This is a genomic window from Micromonospora sp. NPDC000316 (genome assembly GCF_042898885.1).
Classification (GTDB): domain Bacteria; phylum Actinomycetota; class Actinomycetes; order Mycobacteriales; family Micromonosporaceae; genus Micromonospora.
The window spans coordinates 1-21,657 of record NZ_JBIAZG010000009.1; the positions used below are offsets into that span (position 1 = coordinate 1).

At 71.2% G+C, this 21,657-nt stretch carries 16 protein-coding genes; 6 read left to right on the plus strand and 10 right to left on the minus strand.

Going from position 1 to position 21,657, the window contains the following annotated elements:
• Window positions 1-12: 12 nt before the first annotated feature.
• Window positions 13-156 carry a dienelactone hydrolase family protein gene (locus ACFY2Q_RS18610; protein WP_387132062.1) on the plus strand — a complete coding sequence of 48 codons (144 nt, stop codon included), beginning with the start codon at window positions 13-15 and terminating at the stop codon, window positions 154-156.
• Between the two features lie 137 nt (window positions 157-293).
• Here the strand turns inward: ACFY2Q_RS18610 and ACFY2Q_RS18615 are convergent, their stop codons facing one another.
• Complete coding sequence (locus ACFY2Q_RS18615; RefSeq protein ID WP_387131687.1) at window positions 294-863, minus strand: peroxidase; 570 nt, start codon at window positions 861-863, stop codon at window positions 294-296.
• Between the two features lie 277 nt (window positions 864-1,140).
• Between ACFY2Q_RS18615 and ACFY2Q_RS18620 the strand changes: the two genes are divergently transcribed.
• From ACFY2Q_RS18620 to ACFY2Q_RS18630, 3 genes are all read left to right on the plus strand, one after another.
• Window positions 1,141-2,304, plus strand: coding sequence for a M20/M25/M40 family metallo-hydrolase (locus ACFY2Q_RS18620; protein WP_387131689.1), 1,164 nt, complete (start codon window positions 1,141-1,143; stop codon window positions 2,302-2,304).
• Between the two features lie 47 nt (window positions 2,305-2,351).
• Entirely contained in the window at window positions 2,352-3,503 is a 1,152-nt protein-coding gene (locus tag ACFY2Q_RS18625; RefSeq protein ID WP_387131690.1) for a glutamate--cysteine ligase, read from the plus strand.
• Window positions 3,504-3,667: 164 nt separating this feature from the next.
• Window positions 3,668-4,267: a nitroreductase family protein gene (locus ACFY2Q_RS18630; protein ID WP_387132064.1), complete on the plus strand. Its 600-nt coding sequence runs from the start codon at window positions 3,668-3,670 to the stop codon at window positions 4,265-4,267.
• On the opposite strand, the gene ACFY2Q_RS18635 is transcribed toward ACFY2Q_RS18630, so the two are convergent.
• The 4 genes from ACFY2Q_RS18635 to ACFY2Q_RS18650 all read right to left on the minus strand — a co-directional run bounded on the left by ACFY2Q_RS18635 (window position 4,251) and on the right by ACFY2Q_RS18650 (window position 11,541).
• Window positions 4,251-5,795: an NAD(P)-binding domain-containing protein gene (locus ACFY2Q_RS18635; protein ID WP_387131691.1), complete on the minus strand. Its 1,545-nt coding sequence runs from the start codon at window positions 5,793-5,795 to the stop codon at window positions 4,251-4,253. The two genes, ACFY2Q_RS18630 and ACFY2Q_RS18635, sit on opposite strands and share 17 nt — an antisense overlap.
• Window positions 5,796-5,889: 94 nt before the next feature.
• Window positions 5,890-7,908, minus strand: coding sequence for a hypothetical protein (locus tag ACFY2Q_RS18640; RefSeq protein WP_387131693.1), 2,019 nt, complete (start codon window positions 7,906-7,908; stop codon window positions 5,890-5,892).
• Entirely contained in the window at window positions 7,908-9,656 is a 1,749-nt protein-coding gene (locus tag ACFY2Q_RS18645; protein ID WP_387131694.1) for a hypothetical protein, read from the minus strand. Before ACFY2Q_RS18645 ends, ACFY2Q_RS18640 begins: the two co-directional genes overlap by 1 nt.
• A 106-nt stretch (window positions 9,657-9,762) precedes the next feature.
• Window positions 9,763-11,541: an ABC transporter ATP-binding protein gene (locus ACFY2Q_RS18650; protein WP_387132066.1), complete on the minus strand. Its 1,779-nt coding sequence runs from the start codon at window positions 11,539-11,541 to the stop codon at window positions 9,763-9,765.
• 97 nt (window positions 11,542-11,638) lie between these two features.
• Here ACFY2Q_RS18650 and ACFY2Q_RS18655 point away from each other — a divergent pair, with 97 nt between their 5' ends.
• Both ACFY2Q_RS18655 and ACFY2Q_RS18660 read left to right on the plus strand, forming a co-directional pair.
• Complete coding sequence (locus ACFY2Q_RS18655; RefSeq protein ID WP_387131696.1) at window positions 11,639-12,070, plus strand: MarR family winged helix-turn-helix transcriptional regulator; 432 nt, start codon at window positions 11,639-11,641, stop codon at window positions 12,068-12,070.
• A 167-nt stretch (window positions 12,071-12,237) separates the two neighbouring features.
• Window positions 12,238-14,022, plus strand: a complete 1,785-nt coding sequence (locus ACFY2Q_RS18660; protein ID WP_387131697.1) for an N-acetylglutaminylglutamine amidotransferase — start codon at window positions 12,238-12,240, stop codon at window positions 14,020-14,022.
• 74 nt (window positions 14,023-14,096) lie between these two features.
• Here ACFY2Q_RS18660 and ACFY2Q_RS18665 read toward each other — a convergent pair whose 3' ends face one another.
• The 5 genes from ACFY2Q_RS18665 to ACFY2Q_RS18685 form a co-directional block, all read right to left on the minus strand.
• On the minus strand, window positions 14,097-15,230 hold the full coding sequence (locus ACFY2Q_RS18665) for a glutamate--cysteine ligase (protein WP_387131698.1): 1,134 nt from the start codon (window positions 15,228-15,230) through the stop codon (window positions 14,097-14,099).
• 69 nt (window positions 15,231-15,299) lie between these two features.
• On the minus strand, window positions 15,300-16,508 hold the full coding sequence (locus ACFY2Q_RS18670; RefSeq protein WP_387132069.1) for an RNA polymerase sigma factor: 1,209 nt from the start codon (window positions 16,506-16,508) through the stop codon (window positions 15,300-15,302).
• Between the two features lies 1 nt (window position 16,509).
• Window positions 16,510-16,866 carry a YciI family protein gene (locus ACFY2Q_RS18675; protein WP_387131699.1) on the minus strand — a complete coding sequence of 119 codons (357 nt, stop codon included), beginning with the start codon at window positions 16,864-16,866 and terminating at the stop codon, window positions 16,510-16,512.
• 512 nt (window positions 16,867-17,378) lie between these two features.
• Window positions 17,379-20,012: a discoidin domain-containing protein gene (locus ACFY2Q_RS18680; RefSeq protein ID WP_387131700.1), complete on the minus strand. Its 2,634-nt coding sequence runs from the start codon at window positions 20,010-20,012 to the stop codon at window positions 17,379-17,381.
• Between the two features lie 273 nt (window positions 20,013-20,285).
• Window positions 20,286-21,488 carry an ROK family protein gene (locus tag ACFY2Q_RS18685; RefSeq protein ID WP_387131701.1) on the minus strand — a complete coding sequence of 401 codons (1,203 nt, stop codon included), beginning with the start codon at window positions 21,486-21,488 and terminating at the stop codon, window positions 20,286-20,288.
• Window positions 21,489-21,657 lie beyond the last annotated feature (169 nt).

Below are 21,657 nucleotides of genomic sequence, written 5' to 3' on the forward strand. Positions count from 1 at the left end.
GCCGCCCGTGAAATCGTCGCGTCCGCCCCGCAGGCCGAACTGTTCCTGTACCCGGGAGACCAGCACTACTTCGCCGATTCCAGCCTGCCGTCCTATGACCCCCAAGCCACGGCCCTGCTCAACAAGAGGGTGCTCGACTTCCTCGCCAGCCGCTAAACGCCCGCAGCCTCACGGAATCCTGTTGTTGTCCGGCCTCGGTTGTCGGGCCCCGCAGCGAGCCACACAGCGAAAGACCTCAACAAAGCCGGCGTCCTCCGCGCTGGGACAGCACCGTCGCTGGGCTCTTCCTGGGTCTAGCCGCCGAAGCTCAGCGCCTGCCGCAGGTCCACGTCGAGGCTGTCGTTGTACTGCGGATCGGGTTCAGCCCCGGCAGCGCTGAGGACCGTGCTGAAGAAGCATCTGGCACCAACGGCGAGGATCACGCGGAAGATCTCCGTGTCATCGAGACCGTGACTGCGCAGGCCCGCGATGTCGGCCTCGACGACCGAGTTCGCATCGGCCGCGACCTTTCCGGCGAAGTTGACGACTGCGACCTCCTGCGCGGAGAGGCCGGTGCTTCCGTGGTCTGACGCGAGGGCGGCGACGGTCGACGCGTCGAAGAACTTGTCTCGCAGGACCTTCCCGTGCGCCAGTCCGCAGTAGGAGGATCTCAGTGCCCGGGCTGCGGCGAGGGTCGCCAACTCGTAGCGGCGCAACTCCATCTCGGCCTTCACCGCACCGTTTAGCTGCTGCCAGGCCAGGTAGACGGCCGGGCTGTGGGCGAACAACCTGGTGTAGTTGGGCAGGTAACCCATCGCCTTCGTGTCCGCGTCGAACATCCGCTCAGTGTCCGGCGACTGCTCAGCCTGCTCCAGATGGCTCATCCGGCTCCCCCTCCGCTCGACCGCGAACGGTACGCCGCTGGGACGGCGGACGCTGTCGGGAAAGTGGCGCACGCGGGGCGCGACGAGATCTGGGGACCGGGTAGCGGCGACCGGGACGGTCGACCCCAGCGCCTCCCGCTCATGCGCGAACGGCGACGGCGGGATCGTCGTCCACCCGGCCATCTGAGCACAGACAAGGGTGACCGCAACCCGATCCCCCTGCGATCGTCGATGGGCACGCCCGGCCACGCCCGTCAGCCGTGCAGTTGGAGGGACGATGGAGCACCCGCGCTCTCTGCTCGATGCCGCTGAGAAGTTCCGAACCGAGATGGTCGACCGGCTGGGCGCGCTCGTCGCCTGCGAGTCGGCGCCGGGCTCGCTGCCCCACCTCGGGTCCTGTGCCGACCTGCTCGCCCGGTGGGGGGAGGAGGTGCTCGGCCGGCCCGCCCGCCGGGTCGTGGTCGACGGCCTGCCGCACCTGCTGTGGCCGGCCGCCGATCAGCGTGTGCTGCTCCTGGGTCATTTCGACACGGTCTTCCCGGTCGGCACGACACTGTCCAGGCCCTTCACCGTGCGCGGGGACGTCGCGACGGGGCCTGGCGTGTGCGACATGAAGGCCGGGATCGTGCAGATGTTCACGGCGCTGCGCCTGATCGAGGACACTTCGGCTGTCGGCGTGCTGCTCACCTGCGACGAGGAGAGCGGGTCCGGCACATCCCGGTCCCTGATCGAACGTGAGGCGCGGCGCTCGGGTGCTGTTCTCGTCTGCGAGGCGGCCACCCCGGACGGGGATGTGAAGGTGGCTCGCAAGGGCGGCTCGGTCTACCGGCTCACCGTCTCGGGTCGCGCCGCGCACGCCGGTGTCGAGCCGCAGCGCGGGGTCAACGCCACGGTCGAGGTCGCCCACCAGGTTCTCACGTTGGGTGCGCTCGGCGCGGCGGACAGCGGCGGCACCTCCGTCACACCGACCCTGCTGTCGGCGGGCACCACGACGAACACGGTGCCGGAACGCGCCAGCCTGGCCGTCGACGTCCGGGCCTGGACGAGGGACGAGTTGGAGCGCGTCGATCACGCCATCCGTGGGTTGGTGCCGTTCCTACCCGAGGCGACAATTGCGGTGCAGGGCGGGATCAACCGCTACCCGATGTCACCGGAGTTGGCGCGACCCCTGCTGGAGTTGGCCCAGTCGATCGCCTGTCAGCTGGGCATCCCGGGTCTCGTCGGCGCGTACGCCGCCGGCGCGTCCGACGGTAACTTCACCGCCGCGTTGGGCGTGCCGACCCTGGACGGCCTGGGCGCGGTGGGTGGTGGGGCGCACGGCGCCGACGAGTACGTCCGCCTCGACCGAATGCCCGAGCGGACGGCACTTTTGGCCGGGCTCGTTGACGCACTGTCCACCGTGGAGCGTTTCGGATCGCAACCCATCGACGAAATCCCGTAACGTGCTGACCGCCGGCAGACGACCGGCAGCGAAAGGTCGGCGTCGGCATGACTTTGCGACAGCGTTCGGGATCGTCAGTTCCCCTGCTCGGCGTCGAGGAGGAGTTCCTCGTCGTCGACGCCGACCGGGGTGAGGTCGCGCCGGAGGCGGCGACTGTGGTCGACCGTGCGCGACCGGCCCTCGGCACCCGGGTGGGTGGCGAGATCACCAAGTTTCAGGTGGAGACGCGCACCGACCCGTGCCGGAGCGTGGAGGATCTCGACGCGCAGCTCGTCGAGGGGCGGGCGGCTGTCCAGGCCGCGGCGCTGTCGGCGGGCCTGCGGGTGATCGCCAGCGGTTCGCCGGTGCTCGGCCGTGCCGTGCCGCCACCCATCACCGAGGGGCCCCGCCAGGACCGGGGCACCGCAACCTTTCGAGGGCTGCACGACGAGCTGGCGATCTGCGCCGTCCACGTCCACGTGGAGCAGCCCGACCGGGACCGCGCCGTGCTGATCGGCAACCACCTGCGCCAGCACCTGCCGGCGTTGCTCGCCCTCACCGCCAACTCGCCCTACTGGCCCGAACGCGACACCGGGTACGCGAGTTGGCGCAGCGTCACGTGGGGGCGCTGGCCGGTGGCCGGACCGCCGCCGTTCCTGACGTCCGCGCGGCAGTACGACGAGCACGTCGACATGCTGCTCGACGCGGGCGCGCTCGTCGACCAGGGCACGATCTTCTGGGATCTCCGGCTGTCGACGAACCATCCCACGCTCGAGGTGCGGGTGGCCGACGTACCCCTCACGGCCACCGAATCCGCGGCGCTCGCGGCCCTCGTGCGGGCCCTTGTGGTCGTGGCCGGGGATGCCGTCGACGGCGGCGACGAAGGCCCGCAGCTGGTCCCGGAGCTGCTGCGGCTCGCGTACTGGCGGGCGGCCCGCGACGGGATGGGCGGCCACGGCGTCGACGTCACCACGGGTCGGCTGCTGCCCGCGGCGGCCCTCGCCGAGCGGTTGGTGGCGCTCGCCCGGCCGGCGCTTGACGAGGCGGGCGACGGTGCGCGGGTGGACGCCTGGCTGGGGTGGCTCGCCACCGACGGCGACGGGGCGACACGCCAGCGGGCCGCCGCGGCGCGGCACGGACGCCTGACCGACGTGGTCGACGAGATCGCCGCGCAGACCGCGCCCAACGTGCCCATGTGTGAAGAAAGCACACCTGCGTAACGACAAGCCGCCCGGCCTCCGAAATGCTGAAGCAACCGGATGTCGGCGGCAGGCAGGCCCTCCCGTGGAAACCGGCACCACCGGATCAGGGGAGGTCCCAGGTGAACGACGCAGACCTGCTGTCCACGGTCCCCATCCAACACGACCGTAGGCCCCCGGCGGACATGGTGCGCGACGCGGAGGCGTTCGCCGACCGGATGGCACGGCGCCGTTCCGTGCGCGACTTCGCCAGCGACCCCGTGCCCGACGGGGTGATCGAGGCCGCGATCCGGGCCGCCTCGACGGCACCCAGTGGCGCGAACGTGCAGCCGTGGCGGTTCGTGGTGCTTACCGACCCGGCCCGTAAGCGCCGGTTGCGCGAGGCGGCGGAGGCCGAGGAACGCGCTTTCTACGACCGCCGCGCCTCGGCGGAGTGGCTGGGTGCGATCGCCGGGCTCGGCACCGACTGGCGCAAGCCGTTCCTGGAAACCGCACCAGCCGTCATCGTCGTCTTCGAGGTGCACCAGGGGCCGCGCAGCCCGAAGCCGTACTACGTCAAGGAGTCCGTGGGCATCGCTGTCGGTCTGCTGATCACCGCGCTGCACCACGCCGGCCTGGTCACCCTGACCCACACGCCAAGCCCGATGCGGTTCCTCAACGAGGTGTGTGAGCGGCCGCCGGAGGAGCGCCCGTACGTGGTGATGCCCGTCGGGTATCCCACGCCGGACGCCCACGTCCCCGACCTGACCCGCAAACCCCTCGACGAGGTCATGGTCCGCTGGTGAGGTCCCCGGTCAGGAACTCGACGAGCGGCTCGACGTGTCGGTCCGGGCGCCGCCACTCGGCCAGCAGGTCCTCCAGCAGGTGCTGCTCGGCGACCAGGTCCGCGCCCCGGTAGCGGCGGATGACCGGATGGATGAAGGCGCTCTCCCGGGCCCGGTCGGGGGTCGGGTGCCTGTCGATGGCGAAGACGTCGCCGTAGTCGTCGCGGCCCCACCGCAGCGCGAGCGTGTACCACTGCGTGGCGGCGCCGAAGCGCTCCACGGCGTAGTCCTCCGGCAGGTCCTCGTAGTGGTGGAAGTCGCCTGTGGCGTCGTCACGGACGAAGACGTCGCAGAGGTATTCGAACTGGGTCCACAGCGCCGACGACCAGTTGACCCGGTCGAGCATCAGCTTGGTCAGTGACGCGGGGTCGGCAGGCGTCGTCGTGTACGACAGCGGCACGTCGTCGTAGCGCTCACGCAGGATCCGGGTGAACGTGCGCAGGTTGTACCGGAAGCCGTCGATGAAGGGCGACGACGCGTGCTTGACGTCCCGGGCCTGGGCGATGGTGCCGGCGAAGTACAGGTCGTCGATGTTGCTGGACTGCCAGTCGGGGCGCAACCCGGGCATCCGGCCGTCGCGCACCATGTCGGGCCGGGCCGTCTCGTCGAACACTGTGGTGTCCATTCGGAACCCGGTGCACCTGAGCACCGTGTGGTAGTCGAGCACCGCGGTCTCGCCCTCGGCGTGGGTGTACGTGATCGACACCTGGAACCGCCCGTCGACGGGCCGGATCTCGTCGATCGTGCAGTCCAGCACCGAGTGCAGCGTCTTGAACTGGTAGCTGTCGAGGATCGCGCCGTACTGGCCACGGACGTCGCCGGGGTGCTTGGTGTTCCAGGCCAGTCGCAGGGGTTGCCGGCTGGCCAGGTGCACCATCGACGCCCGGCCGAGTATGGACGACGCGGTCTCGAACGCCGAGTTGCCCTTGCCGATGATCAGGACCCGTTGACCGTCGTACGCCGTGGGATCGACGACCATGTCCTCGTACCCGATGGCGTGTTCGATGCCCTTGATGGCCGGCACGAACGGCTTGCCCCAACCGGTCGCGACGACCAGGCAGCGCGCCCGGACGTCGCCCTGGTCGGTGCTCACCGTGAAGCCGTCGCCGGTCCGGGTGATCCGCTCGACAGTCGTGCCGTAGTGGACGTTGAGCTGGTGGACGCGTTGGAACTCGGCGAGGTAACGCACCAGGTCGTCGGCGGCCGGCAGGTACTCCTCGCTGAACTTCGGGAACAGCAGGTTCGGGTCGTCGTTGAGCAGCGAGTTCCAGTCCCAGCGAAGGCGGATCTCGGGATCGGGGCTGTCGGTGTGCACCTTGTTGAGCGAGATGAGCCGGCGGTGGCGCGGAAACCGCCGGAAGAACCCGCCCGGCGCGTCGCCCTTTTCGAGGGTCAGGTAGTCGGTGCCCTGCTGCTGGAGGTAGTAGCTCAGTTGAAGTCCGGCGGGCCCCGCCCCGACGATGACGTACCTGTGTTCGCTGCTGACCATCCTGTGACCCTTCGACGGAGAGACGAATCCATCGACCATGGGTCGGAAAGCAGCGTGTGTCAATGCGTTCACGGCCAGCAACCCACCACAGTGGTCAGGGTGTCTGGAAGAAGTTCACCAGGACGTCGAAGGTGAGCTTGTCCAGTAGCGCCGCGCGGACCGCGTTGACGTCCACCCCGGCCGCGGCGATCGTCCCGACCTCCAGGTCGAACGCCTCGCGGAACATCAGCTTGAACTCCTCCGCCAGCTCCTCGTACCCCTTCGGGTCGAGAAGCCACACCAACTCGTCAAGCGTCGGATCGCCGCCGGTGGCGTGCCGACGCAGGTCCTTGCGCATCTGCACGATCAGCTTCGCCCGCCGATCCGGGTCCAGAACCCCGCTCGGGTACGTCTTGATCTCCGCTTCCAGCTTCACCACAAGCCGCCGCACCACCCGGCCGTTGGTCACTGTCGCCTGGATCTCGTACGCCACGATGTCGACGACCCGACGCAGTTCGCCGACCTCGAACCGGAGCCAGGTGCCGGGGTTGGTGTCGAGGATGCTCTTCGCCGCCATCAGCGCGCCGGCCGCGCCCGTGGTCCGGCCGCCGCCGGAGAGGAACTCCGAGATGACAGTGGTCAGCCCTCCGTCGGAGTACTGGACGCGGTGCCCCACCGCGCCGAGCAGGTCCACAAGGAGCTTCACGGAGTCCTCCAGCCCCTCCTCGGCCAGGAATTCGGCCCAGGTGAACTGGGAGTACGGGCCACCGCCGCGGACCGGCGAGTGCGGCGGATGCCGGGAGAGCAGCAGCAGGCCCCGGTACTGCTGATCGGTGTACCCGTCGACGGTGGCGAGCACCCTGGCCAGGGTGGCGGCGGCGTTGTCCAGGTCGGATTCGATCAGGTCGCGCAGGTCCTCGAACAGCTCCGGGGTGCGCTCGCGGGCCATCAACCGGGTGAACTGCCCGAGCGCGTCCCCGCCGATCTCGTCGAGCAGCGGCTGGAAGTAGCGCAACGCGTCGCCGGCCCGGTCCTCGATCAGCAGCACCAGTTTGCGGGCGCCGTCCGTGGGCGGCAGCGCCGGCTTCATCGTCTCCACGAGGGACAACGCGCCGGCGACCCGGGGACCGCCCTTGGCCGCCATGCTCAACGTCGACGCGCCGGTGGCGACCAGGACGGCCTCGAGGAAGACCGGCCCGATCAGCCGGCCGAGCAGGTAGAGGAATGGCACCCCGGTCTCGGTGTCGTGCAGCTTGCCCAACGGCTCGGTGGCGAGCCCGGCGAGCCCGCGGCTGAGGTCCCCGGCCAACTGGACCGCGCCGGCCTGCCACGCCGACCAGAGCACGTACGTGAGCAGCGCGAGCAGGACCGGGCCGGAGGAGAGCAGCAGCACCAGGGCGACCATGCCGACGAGGTCACCGACCACCGACTCCACGATGCCCACCACCATGCCGGCCTGCACCACAGTGGTGGCGACGAGCGCGTGCTGGAGCATGCTCGCGGAGAACTTGTCGTAGATCTCGGCGTAGAAGCCGACGGAGAGCAGCCCCGCCCCGGTCAGCTCGTCGGTCATGCCGCTGGCGAACGACTCCAACGCCGTCCACGCCACCTGCAACTCAGTCGGGAACTCGCTGAGCGGCGGCAGCGCCGGCCCGTACGCGTCCAGCACGGTGCTGGCCACCTCGACGAGCACCGGCGCGAGCAACCCGAACGGCGCCAGACCCAGCGCCAGTGCGCCCGCCTTGGACCAGAGCCGCCCGGACATCGCCCGGTCGCTGAGCTCGGTGGCCAGCGCGACGATCTGGTCCCAGACCGACGTCAGCAGCGCGGCCAGCGCCGCGGGGTCGGGCGCCAGACCGGTCCGCACCGCGTCGAGCAGCGGCGACAGGTCTCCCCGGCCGGCCGCGACGTCGCGCAGCGTACCGGCGATCAGGTCGGTGAGGTCGTCCACGGCGAGCCGTGCGGTGTGGTCCACCGCGCCCGGTGGCAGCGACCCGGGTGGCCGCAGCGCGTCGGCGGCCGTGACGTCGACGCCCGGCGCGGGCGGCGCGGTGACGTCGGTGATCGGGACCGGGCCGCCGAGCGCGGAAGGCGCGGTGACCCGCGCGTCGGCGGCCCGGACGCTCGCGACCATCAGGAGGTCGGCGTGGACGGGCCCGGGGGCACCGGGTCGACAGGCGCGAAGACGGTGGCGTACCGGTCGGCCTGCTCGGTCGAGCCCGTGCCGACCACCTGCTGCGCCAGGCGCTCGCGACTGTTGGCCAGCTCGGCGGCCTCGTTGGCGATGCGCCGCTCGCGCAGCGCCTCGTCCTGGAGGTCACTGTTGTACGGGTCCAGCGCGAGCGCCTGCCCCAGCACCGCCTCGACGATGATCCCCTCGGTGCGCATCACGTTCTTCCGCACCGACATGATCACGCCGGGCACGGTGAACGAGGTGCCGGTCACCGGGTCCCGGTACTCGCTTACCCGATCGCGGTTGAACTGCCAGAGGGTGGTGACCGAGCCGTCCCGCTCCGGATACCGGCTGCGCTTCAGCGCGTCGGTGACCGGCTCGCCGCGCCAGTCGAACAGGGTACGCAGCGAGTGCAGGATCTCCTCGCGTACCTCGGTCTTCTTGGCGTCGTTGTCGACCATCACCTCGTCGAGCAGTGCGTCGAGTTCGGGCAGCGTACGCTCCCGCTTCGACCCGGCGTAGTTGTTGAAGAACGCCACCCGGACGTCCACCAGGTGCAGGAACGTGACGAACTCCTGGTTCATCTGCCGGAAGACGTAGTTGAGCGGCGCGGACAGGTTGATGTTGGCGATCTCCCGGGCGATGGCGGTCTCCTCGCCGACCTCGGTGGACACCTCGGAGCTGGCGTTGACCTGGACGTCGCGTTTGGAGGAGGCGCTTGCGGCGTGCGTCTCGGTGGCCGAGGAGACGTTCTTGGCGAACTCCTGCCGCGAGGAGTTGGTCGAGCCGGCCACCCCACCGGCCACCTTGACCGAGCCGAAGCCCCAACTGGCCGACGCCTCCGCCTCGGCGTTGTACTCGAAGCTCTTGGCGTAGTCGCTCTGGTCGGACTGCTCGGACTGCACAGCGGTCTCGAAGTCGGTGGCGCTCTCCTCGGAGAAGGAGTCCAGGATGCTGGACGCCTCCGCCTGGGTGGTGCTCGACCGGGTGTACGTCTTGACGCTGATCGTGGTCTTCTCCCCCGGCAGCAGCGTCATCGTCTGCACCACCCGCCCGGCCCCGTACGCGCCCAGGTAGGTGGAGAGCCGGTATTCCTCGACAAGCATCAGCCGGGGCTCGGGCGCCGTGGGCTGCGGCACGAAGACCGGCACCTGGCTACCCCACAGGTCGGTGTAGACGGCGACGCTCATCCCGGCCTGGAGGTGCCCGGCGATCTCCCAGACGCTGTCCTCAGCCGGGGCGCCGGCCCCGCCGGACCCGCCGCCGCCTCCGCTACCGCCGGACCCGCCGCCGGGGTTGTCGTCGACCGGAACGCCTGGCTCGTCCACCTCGCCGGTCTGCGGGTTCCACTGCTTTGCGCTGCCGAGCGTGCGGATACGCGCGCCGGAGCGGCGTACCCGGGCGGCGCCGGAGAGCGCGTGCCCGCCGCCCTGGGCGAGCGGGAACACGCGCGGGTCGAGGTAGCCGGTGCTCAGCGAGTCGCGCACGACCCCCACCACCTCGCCGAGCGGACGGCCCGCGAGGTCCACCCGGTCGGGTGCCTGCGCGGCCGTGGCGGTGAAGTAGCTCGCGTCGAACGGCAGATCAATGAGGTTGCGGCCCGGGTACGCGGTCGGTTCGGGCACGTTGTAGCTGAGGACTGTCGCCTCACCGCCGCTCTCCAGGGCGACCAACGGCGTGCGGTCCCGCTCCGTCGACGGGCCGCTCATATCGACCCACAACTATTCATGGCGGGTACGCTATCGCCGCCTGACCTGCGGCTCAATCAGATCGTGGACACGCGCCCGCGGCACATCGGACAGCCGTCGGGCGTCCTCAGGCGGCGAGGGTGGCGTAACGGCCGTTGCGGTGCAGCAGGCTGTCGTGGTCACCGGATTCGACGATCCGGCCGTGGTCGAGCACGGCGATCTGGTCGGCGTCGCGGACCGTGGAGAGCCGGTGCGCGATCGTGATCGTGGTGCGGCCCTCGGCGAGCACGTCGAACGCCCGCTGCACAGCCCGCTCGGTCTCGGTGTCCAGCGCGCTTGTGGCCTCGTCGAGGACGAGGATGCGCGGGTCGCGCAGCAGCGTACGGGCGATGGCCAGGCGCTGCTTCTCGCCGCCGGAGAACCGGTGCCCGCGCGAGCCGACCATGGTGTCGTACCCGTCGGGAAGGTCGGCGATCAGGTCGTGGATCTGGGCGGCGCGGGCCGCGTCCTCGATCTCGGCGTCGGTGGCGTCGGGACGGGCGTAGCGCAGGTTCTCCCGCACTGTGGTGTGCAGCAGGTACGTCTCCTGGCTGACCACGCCGACGATGGCGGCCAGGTCGGCCAGGCGCATGTCGCGCAGGTCGACGCCATCGATGGTGATGCGGCCGGCGGTCGGGTCGTGCAGGCGGCTGATCAGCCCGGCGAGGGTGCTCTTGCCGGAGCCGGTCTCGCCGACCAGGGCGAGGCTGGTGCCTGCGGGCACGTCGAGGGTGATCCCGGCGAGGGCGGCGGTGTCGCTGCCGGGGTAGCCGAAGGTGACCTCGTCCAGGCGCAGGTGGCCGCGTACCCGGGCGGGGTCGACCGCGACGGGCTCGGCGGGGTCGGCCACGTCGACGGGCAGGTCCAGGTATTCGAAGATGCGGGCGAACAGCGCCAGCGAGGCGGTCAGCGACACGCCCACGTTGAGCAGGCCCATCAGCGGCCGGAAGAGACCGCCCTGAAGCGCGGTGAAGGCGACGAGGGTGCCGATGCTCAGCGTGCCGGCGGTGCCGGGCAGGCCTGCGGCGAGGTAGATGACGGCCGGTACGGCGGCGAAGATGATGCTCATCGAGGCCATCCGCCAGCGACCGGCGAGTTCGCTGCGCAACTCCAGGTCGACCAGGCGGGCCGAGGAGGCGGTGAACCGGTCGATGAGCGCCGGGCCGGTGCCGAGGGTCTTGGCCAGTTGTATGCCGCTGATCGAGAGCCCTTCCTCGACTGTGACGTTGAGGTCGGCGAGTTCGCGTTGGCGCTGGGCGGTGATCTCGCGGCGCATGCGGGCGACCCGGCGGGTCAGCCAGATGGCCGGCGGCAGCACGACGAGGGAGACCAGGGAGAGCTGCCAGGACAGCGCGATCATGGCGACCGCGGTGGCGACCACTGTGGTGAGGTTTGCGGCGACGGCTGTCGCGGTGGAGGTGACCACCGACTGCATGCCGCCGATGTCGTTGGTGATGCGCGACTGCACCTCGCCGGTGCGGGTGCGGGTGAAGAAGCCCAGCGACTGGCGCTGGAGGTGGCTGAAGACGTCGGTGCGCAGCCGGTGCATGACCCGCTGCCCGACCTGGGTGGAGATCCAGGTCTGCACGACGCCGAGGGCGGCGGTCACCGCGGCGACGGCGACCATGCCGAGGACCAGCCAGACGAGCAGTGTCACGTCGCTCTGCGGGAGGGCGCGGTCGATCACGGCGCGCAGCAGGAACGGGGTGGCCATCGCGATGATCGAGGAGACAACGATGATCGCGGTGACGGCGGCCAGCGCGGACCGGTGGGGGGTGAACAGGCGGCCGATGCGGCGCAGCGACACGTCGCGGGCCTGCGCCTTCTCCTCGGCGCTGACGGTCTGGTGGCCGCGGTCGCGGCCCATGGGGGTGCGTTCCAAGGGGGTATCACCTCTCAGTTGGGGACATGCTGAGGTTACCTCAACATGAGGGAGCAACAGTATTGGCTGCTACGGTATTCCGGTGATCGCGGACACCACCGACGGCGGCGAGGACGACAGCCTCGCTGAGGCGTTCTGGGGCGTGGCGTCCCGTTTGCGCCGACAGACCCGCGAGGCGCTGGCACCGTGGGACATCACCCCCAGCCAGTCCCGGGCCCTGGGTGTGCTGGCCCGCCACGGCGAGGTACGCCCCGGCACCCTCGCCGAGCACCTGCGCATCGCCCCGCGCTCGGCCACCGAGGTCATCGACGACCTCCAGGCCCGAGGGCTCGTCGAACGCCGCCGCGACCCCGCCGACCGCAGGGCGACCCTCGTCGCCCTCACCGAGGAGGGCAACCGGGTCACCACCGCCATCCGGGCCGCCCGCCGCGCCGAGGCGGACCGCTTCTTCGGCCACCTCGACGACGCCGACCGCGTCGAGCTGGCCCGCATCCTGCGCACCCTGCACGCCTGAGACGCGGCACGGCACGCTGCCCGGGTACCAGCGGGTTTGCTCACCCCGCGCCCGGGTAGCCAGCCGCCCCGTCCGGTCGACGGGACCGGCCACCACCTGCCGGGACGACGCGACAGGAGGACTCCCGTGCCGCTGCTGACCCACCCGCACCACCACCGCGCCGCCTGATGTGTGGGATCAGCGGGGAGGCCCGCTTCGACGGCCGGACGCCCGACGCGGCGGCGGTCACCCGGATGACCGAGGCGATGCGGTCGCGCGGCCCGGACGGCGAAGGGCTCTACACCGCTGACTGGGTGACCCTCGGGCACCGCCGGCTGACAATCATCGACCTGTCCGAGGCCGGCGGCCAGCCGATGGTGCGCGACGACCTGGGCCTCGCGCTTGTCTTCAACGGCTGCATCTACAACTACCCCGAGCTGCGCGAGGAGTTGCGCAACGCCGGGTACGCGTTCCACTCGACAAGCGACACCGAGGTCATCCTCGTGGCGTACGCGCACTGGGGTGAACGCTTCGTCGACCACCTCGTCGGAATGTTCGCGATCGGCCTTGTCGACGGGCCCCGACGGCGGCTGGTCCTGGCTCGGGACCGGCTCGGCATCAAACCGCTCTACCTCGCCGAGACCCCCGGGCGGCTCCGGTTCGCCTCCACCCTGCCCGCACTGCTGCGCGCCGGCGACGTGGACACCAGCATCGACCCGGTGGCGCTGCACCACTACCTGTCCTGGCACTCCATCGTGCCCGCGCCCCGGACCGTGCTGCGCGGTGTGCGCAAGCTGCCGCCGGCCACCCTGCGGGTGATCGAGGCGGACGGGCGCAGCCGGGAAGAGGTGTACTGGCGGCCCGACTACGTGCGGGAGCCCGCCGACGCGGGAATGGACGCGGCCGACTGGCGGGCCGCCGTGGGCGATGCGCTGCGCACGGCGGTACGCCGACGGCTTGTCGCCGACGTACCGGTGGGCGTGCTGCTCTCCGGCGGTCTGGACTCCAGCCTCATCGTGGCGCTGCTCGCCGAGGCGGGCCAGCAGCACCTGCGCACGTTCAGCATCGGCTTCGACAGCCGTGGCGACGAGTCCGGCGACGAGTTCCACTACTCCGACCTGGTGGCCCGCGCGTACGACACCGACCACCAGCGGATCCGCCTGTCGAACGACGACCTCGTGCCCGCCGTACGGCGAGCCGTGGTGGCCATGAACGAGCCGATGGGCAGCCACGACGTGGTCGCCTTCCATCTGCTCTCCGAGCAGGTGGCCCGGCACGTGAAGGTGGCGCAGTCCGGGCAGGGCGCCGACGAGGTGTTCGCCGGGTACGGCTACCACCAGCCGCTCACCGAGGCGCCCCGACACGGCGCCGAGGAGACGTTCGCCGCCGCCTTCTTCGACCGCGACCACGACGAGCTGCGCGGCCTGGTCGGCCCGGCGTACGCGCTTGACCACGACGCCAGCCGGGACCTGCTCGCCGGGCATCTCGCCGCGCCCGGAGCGCAGACCGCGCTGGACGCCGTGCTGCGCCTGGACACCCACCTGATGCTTCCCGACGACCCGGTCAAGCGGGTGGACAACATGAGCATGGCCTGGGGGCTCGAGGTGCGCACCCCATTCCTGGACCAGGATCTGGTCACGCTCGCCGCGCACTGCCCGCCGGAGCACAAGGTGGCCCAGGGCGGCAAGGGCGTACTCAAGGATGTCGCCCGGGAGGTGGTGCCGGCCGAGGTGATCGACCGCCCGAAGGGCTACTTCCCGGTGCCGGCGCTGCGCAACGTGGACGGGCCGATCCGTGAGCTGGTCGCCGAGGCGTTGCAGGCGCCGGCCGCGCGCGAGCGAGGGCTGTTCCGCCCGGAGTACGTGGCGCGGCTGCTCGCCGAGCCGGACCGCGCCGAGGCTGCGGCCGGCAGCAACAAGCTGTGGCAGCTCGGCCTGCTGGAACTCTGGTTGCAGACCCACGACATCCGCTGAGCCCCGCTGACCAGCCGGCGGACACCCGCCGAGCGCCGCCGATCAGCCGGCGGACATCCGCTGAGCCCCGCCGATCAGCCGGCGGTCGTGCGGGCGGCCAGGTCGTCGACGACGGCGCGCAGGTCACCGGTGCGCTCCAGCACCCGCCGCTGCCGGGTCGCGCCGGTGCCGTCGCGGCGCAGCCGGGCCAGTTGCGCCAACACGTACCCGAGGTCGCCGTGGCGCAGCAGGGCCGGGGCGATTACCGCCATCAATTCGTCGACGAGAGCCCAGGCGGGGCGGGTGCCGCCGGCACGCAGGTCGATCAGTTCGCCGTCGAGGCCGTCGTGAGCGGCCCGCCAGTGGGCGGCGGCGACCAGACAGTCGCGGACGGGCGGCGCGGTCACCCCGACGCGTACGTCGTCGGCAAGGGTGGCGACAAGTGACCGGACCAGCGCGGCGACCAGCACCGCGTCGTCCACGTCCGGGCAGACGTCGCCCACCCGGATCTCCACCGTCGGGTAGGCCGACGACGGGCGGGCGTACCAGTAGACCATCGCGGCGTCGAGCATGATGCCGGCCGCGATCAGCTCGTCAACGGTCCGGTCGTAGTCGGCGGCGGAGTCGAAGTACGGCGTCGGGCCGATGCTGGGCCAGCGTTCCAGCTGCATGGACCGCCAACTGGCGTGGCCGGTGTCCTGCCCGTCGTGCAGGGGCGAGTTGGTGGTGATCGCCTGCACCACCGGCAGCCACACCCGCAGGTGGTTGCAGACCTGCACGGCCAACTCCCGGTCGGGCAGCCCGACGTGCACGTGACAGCCGCACACCGCCGGATCGTGCGCCACCGGCCCGTACCGGCGCGACATGGCGTGGTAGCGCGGCTTGTCCGGCACCGTCCGGTGCGGCTCGGCCACCGGGGTGGCACCGACCGCCACCAGCCGGGCGCCGGCAGCGGCGGCGGCCTCCGCGGCGGAGCGGCGCAGTGCCACCAGATGGCCGCGCAGCTCGGTGAGATCGGCGCAGACCGGGGTGACCATCTCCACCATGCTGTGCCGGAACTCCTGGCGGCTCTGGTCGCGGGCCGGGCCGCGCAGCGCGGACAGCACCTGGTCGGCCACCGGCAGGTTCCGGCCGCTGTCCGGGTCGAGCAGCAGGAACTCCTCCTCGACGCCGAGGGTGAGGGTGCCGAGGTCGGGCACGGTGTCGACGGTCGCCGAACGGTACTTCATGGTCCCTCGCCCTCCACTGCTGCGGCCGGCGCCTCGGTTTCCCGGCCCGGCCCGACGGCAAACGCCCGCTCAGGAGGTCGCCAGGGCCGCCGCGCGGACGGTGAGGAAGGCCCGCTCGGCCGCGTTGTCCGTCAAGGCGACGGCTGTCCGGTACGCCTCGACGGCCTCCGCGTCCCGACCGAGGCGGGCGAGCAGGTCGGCGCGGACCGCGTGGTGCACGTGATAGCTGTCCAGGTCGAGCCGCTCCACCTCGGCCAGCCCTGCGGCCGGCCCGGCCACCTCGGCGAGCGCGACGGCCCGGTTCAACGCGACCACTGGGCTGGGGGCGACCACCGTCAGCTGGTCGTACAGCTGGAGGACCTGGTCCCAGTCGGTGTCGGCGCTTCGCGGCGCGGCGCTGTGCACGGCGGCGATCGCGGCCTGGATCTGGTACGGCCCCGGCCGGTCGCGGCGCAGACAGCGACGGACCAGCGCCTGGCCTTCGGCGATCAGCGCGGCGTCCCACAGGCTGCGGTCCTGGCGGGGCAGCGGCACCAGCTCACCGTCGGCAGTTGTCCGTGCCGGTCGGCGTGACTCGGTGAGCAGCATCAACGCGAGCAGGCCGAGTGCCTCCGGTTCGTCGGGCATCAACTCCACGAGCAGCCGTGCCAGCCGGGTCGCCTCCGCGCACAGCTCGGCGCGGACAAGGCTCGGGCCGGCGCTGGCCGTGTACCCCTCGTTGAAGATCAGGTAGAGCACCGCGAGGACGGCGTGCAGCCGGTCGGGCAGGTCGGCTTCGCGGGGCACCCGGTACGGGATGCGGGCGTTTCGGATCTTCGACTTGGCGCGGACCAGCCGCTGCGCCATCGTTGGCTCGGGGACCAGGAACGCGCGGGCGATCTCGGCGGTGCTCAGACCACCGAGCAGGCGCAGGGTGAGCGCAACCCGGGTAGCCGAGGCGAGCGCCGGGTGACAGCAGGTGAAGATCAGGCGTAGCCGGTCGTCGCGCACCGGGCCCTCCTCGACGGGTGGTTCGGCGGCGTACAGCAGGGCCGCCTCGGCGTGCCGGTCGGCCCGGGACGCGTCGCGGCGCAGCCGGTCGATCGCCCGGTTCCGGGCCGTGGTGATGATCCAGCCGGCCGGACTGGGCGGCAGGCCGGTCGTCGGCCAGCGCACCACCGCGACGACGAAAGCCTCCTGCACGGCCTCCTCGGCGAGGTCGATGTCGCCGAGGAGGCGAATCAGAACGGCGACCGCGCGCCCGTACTCCGCGCGGAACACCGCCTCCACATCCGGCACGTCAGTCTCCGGCACCCGCCTGGAACGGACGGACCTCGATCGGCAACGTGGTGGCCAACGCGTAGCGGCGGCCCACGTCCAGGGCGGCGTCGAGGTCGGGCACGTCGATGATCGTGATGCCGCCCAGGTACTCCTTGCCCTCGACGAATGGGCCGTCGGTGACCAGGACGTCGCCGTCGCGGGCGCGCAGCACTGTGGCGGTCTCCGGGCCGTGCAGACCCTGCCCGAAGACCCACGACCCGGCGGCGGACAACTCGTCGTGCAGCTCGCCGACCTGGCGCATCACCCCGGCCAGGAACTCCGGCTCCGGCGGCTGTTCACCCTGTGGCTGGTGGATGCTGAGCAGGTACAGCGTCATCGTTCCTCCTCGCGGCGACGACCCGGCCCGGTGCCGATGTCCCATCCTCTACACGAACGGCCGCCGCCCACCACGACAGGCCGCCGGCAGGAACTTTCGCGCCGGTCCGGGCCGCGGGCGTGCGCCGGGACGGCTGCGATGTCGTGCCGTCGTGGACGACCGGTGCGGGGTCAGCCCGATTGGAAAGCGGCAAGCCTGCGGTGGCGCGACCACCGAGGTGCGAACAACGGCCGACGCCCCGGAGGGTGGGGTTGCGTCCTTTGCTCTGCTTCAACAGACGCAACACTTCTCGACCAAAGTGTTGCGTGGGTTGAAGCAGAGCAAAGGACGCGCAGGGACATGGCGGGGAGGCAGAAGGCGGTGCGACGCCGGCCCGCCCTGCGCGCGGCGGGCGCGGACACGGCCCCTGACGCTCTTCTGCGTGGATCGCCATGCGGGGGCGGGCTTTCGTCGAAGGTGCGTGACCGTGGCCGGCCTGGTCTTCGGCGGTACCGGGCCGGCGGGCGCCCCGGTCAGGGGTAGGTGGTCAGGTACACCTGCTGGTTGGCCGCGTTAGCGGTGCCACCGGCGTTGTTGATCACCCGGTTGATGGTGCCGACGCTGCCGAGCGACACGGTGACCATGTTGGTGAAGCGCACGTTTGGGTTGTTGGGCACCTCGAAGGCACGCTCCTCCACGACGGCGGGGTTGACGTTGAAGTAGCTGTAACTGCCCAGTCCCCACGCCTGGTGGCTGGTCACCGAATCGCCGACCTTGTACGCGGCGTAGCCCCGGGTCGACCCGTTCATCCAGGCCGCCTGGTTGGGCGGGTCGTACGGCAGTTCGTTCTGGTAGAAGTACGTCCGGCCGCCGTTGCCGTTCCAGATGGTCTGGTACTTCTGGTAGTGCTCGACGAAGAGGCCGTACATGGTGACGTAGTCGCCGTTGACCGTGAGCCCGGTGTCGGCGGTGTTCAGCGTCCACCCGGTGGGCACGCCGCTGGCGGCGTGGTCGGCCCGCCACAACCACATGTGGTCACCGATCACGTTGTCGCTGTTGACGGTCAACGTGTTGGTGGCCTTGCCGACGTGTGGACCGCCGATGCGGAAGAACACATCGTGCAGCGAGGTCGGATTGCCGGCGTGGCTCGCGGACGAGCCGGACGGCCCGACCTCCATCAGCACCGGCGAGTTCGTCGTGCCGGCCTCGAACATCAGGCCGGCTACCTTGACGCCGTCCACATCGGCCACCCGCATCCCCACGCTGCCGTTGTCGGCCTGGATGGTGGCCAGACCGAGGCCGAGGACGACTGTGTCGGCGCGGTTGACCTGGATCGGCTCGGTGACGTGGTGCACGCCCGGGGTGAAGAGCAGGTGCCGGCCCTGGGCGAGGGCCGCGTTGATGGTGGCCGCGCTGGTGCCCGGCTGGACGACGTAGAACTGCGACAGCGAGATGGACGAGCCGGCAGGGGTCTTGTTGTACCAGCTGGTGCCTGTCGAGTTGGTGCGCAGCGCCGGCACGAAGACCCGGTACTCACCGCTGCCGTCGACGTAGAGGAACGGCTTCTCCCGCACCTGCGGGGTCTGGGCGATGACGGTGTGCGACGGGTTGGGGAAGCTCGGCGCGGGAGCGCCGTTGACGCCCTGGAAGACCATGTTCCACACCGAGCCGGTCCAGCCGTTGCCGAACTCGCTGTTGCGCGAGTACCACTGCTGCTGCGAGCCGGAGACGACCAGGCCGTCGACGCGGGTGTCGGCCATGAGGCCGCCGCTGGACCAGCCGTCTCCGCCGTTCCAGAGCTGGATCTGGTTCTGCGCGCCGCGCAGGTGCATTCGCCGGTACGGCGCCGCCTGGGACACCGCCCAGCGCTCCACGGTCTGCCCGGCGGGCAGGGTGACCGACAGGTTCTCGGCGGCCCGCCAGAAGTTCTGGGTGGCGTTGCCGCCGAACCAGAACGCCTCGGTGCGCACGTGACCGTTGAGATTGACGTCGTCCGGGCTCATGCCGAGGCCGGCGACCTGGGTGAAGAAGCCGAGGTTGACGTCGGCGGTGTAGGTGCCGGGCTTGAACAGCACCGCGTAGCGCTGCGGGCCGAACTGGTTGGTCTCCTGCTGGGTGAAGAGGGTGTCCAGTCGACTCTGGATCGTCGACGTCGGGGTGCTCGGGTCGAAGACGAACGTGTTCGGCCCGAGGTTCGGGTTGCGCGGGTCCGTGTCGATCGGAGGCTCGCCGGTCCCGCCGCCTGTGGTGTTCACCGCCAGCTCCCACAGCGAGTAGCCGTACGCGGTGCCCCGGGCGGTGCCGTACATCCGCAGGTACCGGCCGCTGCCGCTGACGGTAAGCGACTGGGTGCCGCCGGCGCCCGCGGTGGTCGAGTAGATGGTGGTCCAGGTGGCACCGTCGGCCGAGGTCTGGAGCTGGAAGGTCCGGGCGTACGCGGCCTCCCAGGTGAGCACCACCCGGCAGATGGCGCGGGTGCTGCCCAGATCGACGCGCAGCCACTGCGGGTCACTGGCGGCGCTGGCCCACCGGGTGCCGGTGTTGCCGTCGACCGCGGCGGAAGCCGGCAGGCCGGCGTCCTGGGTGGAGGACGCGGTTGCCGGGCTGCCCTGCGCGACGTTGGTGCTGCCGCAGGTGGGCATGCTGCCGCCGGTCTCGCCGTAGACCTGGAACTCCCACAGCGAGTAGCCGTAGCCGGTGCCCCTGGCGGTGCCGTTCATCCGGACGTAGCGGCCGGCGCCGGTGACGGTGAGGTTCTGGGTGCCGCCGGTGCCGGTGGTGGTCGAGTAGATCGTGGTCCAGGTGGCGCCGTCGTCGGAGGTCTGGAGCTGGAACGCCCGCCCGTAGGCACCCTCCCAGAGCAGGTTCACCTGGCTGATGGTGGCCCGGGCGCCCAGGTCGACCTGGAGCCACTGCGGGTCGCTGAACGCGCTGGCCCAGCGGGTGCCGGTGTTGCCGTCGACCGCGGCGGAGGCCGGCGTGCCGGCGTTCTCGGTGGACGACGCGGTGGCTGGGCGGCCCTGGGAGAGCAGGGTGGGTGCGGCCTGCGCTGGTGTGGAGGCACTGGCCGGGGTGAGCGCCGCGACCAGGGCCACGGTGAGCCCGACGATCAGGTGCCGGACGGCCCGTCGGGGATGTGGGCGTGCGGATATTGCAGAAGATGCCATGACATCGCCTGTCGGTAGGGCGTTACGGACGCCGTGCGGGTGGAGGTGCGGATTTCGCCCGTGGTGCCGTGGGTGTGCCGCCGACGCGACGCCGCGGGGATGAGAGCGCTCTCGTAGGAGTGTTGCGGCGAGGTTGCAGAGCCGTCAAGACATCGATCTATAACTTCGTTATTTATCCCGAAAATCGGGTTCTGCGTGATTCCTGACCCCCCGCTGCGGTCACCCGTCGCCGATCACCGCAAGGACGGGCGCGGAGGCGCGGGGGGTGTCCGGTCAGGCGCGGCGGACGCCGCCCTCGCTCAGGAAGCGGGCGATCGGCAGCGTGGCCGCGCCCAGCGCGACCGCGTCCACACCGAGCCGGCACAGCTCGATCGACGCCTGCCGGTACGGCTGGCGCAGCGCCTGCCGGCCGGCGGCCTCCCGGACGGCCGGCAGCAGGTCGCCCAGCGCCATCGCCGCCCATCCGCCGAGCACCACCCGCTCGGGGTTGAACAGGTTGATCAGGTTGGCCACCCCGGCACCGAGGTATCCGGCGGTGTCGTCGAGCACCCGGCGGGCTGTCGCCGACGTTTCGGCGGCTGCCACCAGCGCGGCTAGCTGGGACTCCTCGTCCTCGCCCGGCACGGCACGACCCCGGCGCGCCTCCCGGTAGCGGTCGATGATCGCCTCGGCGCCCACGTACGCCTCCAGGCAGCCACGGGCACCGCACCGGCAGGCACGGCCGCCGTACACAAGCGTGGTGTGCCCCCACTCCCCCGCGCTGCTGGACGCGCCCCGGTAGGTGGCGCCGTTCGTCACCACCGACGCGCCCACGCCGGAGCCGACCAGCGCGAAGACGGCGTGCCGGGCGCCCCTGCCGGCGCCGAACCACATCTCGGCCTGACCGAGGGTCTTCGCGCCGTTGTCGATGTGAAGCGGCAGGTCGGTGCCGGCACCGATCAGGCGTTGCAGCGGCACCCGGTCCCAGCCGAGGGCCTGGGCGTCCACCACGGCCTCGACGCCCTGCTCGACGACCCCGGAGACACCGATGCCGACGCCGAGTACGTCGCCGATGCCCACCCGGGCCTGCCCGGTCACGGCCTCGATGCCGGCCAGGACGTGCCCGGCCACCACGTCGGGTTCGGTGCGCGCCGGGTCGAGCGGATATTCGATGCTTGCCAGCAGGGTCATCGCGAAGTCGAACAGCTCGACACGGACCCGGGTCTCGCCGACGTCCACGCCGACCACGAAGGCGAACCGGGGCGCGACCCGCAGCAGCATGCTCGGTCGGCCGCCGTCGGATTCGGCGGCACCGGCCTCGGCGACCACTCCCTCGTCGATCAGGTCGGCCACCACGTTGCTCACGGCCGGTTGGCTGAGCCCGGTGCTGCGGGCCAGGTCCTGGCGGGTGAGCGGGCCGTCGAGGAAGAGCTTGGTCAGCAGGGCGGACCGGTTGCGCAGCCGCACGCTGCGATTGGTGGCACGCGCCAGCTCCACTCGGCACCTCGTTCCCGTCGGCCGTCCGAGCGACTGTAACCGCCCTGTGCTTGACGACCCACTGGACAGCAACTTTAATGACGACATTCATTAAGCCGTGATGTAACTACCGGGAAACGTTGTCGGCCCTCGTCAGCGCGCTCCCGGACCCCGTCCGCAGCCGGCCATC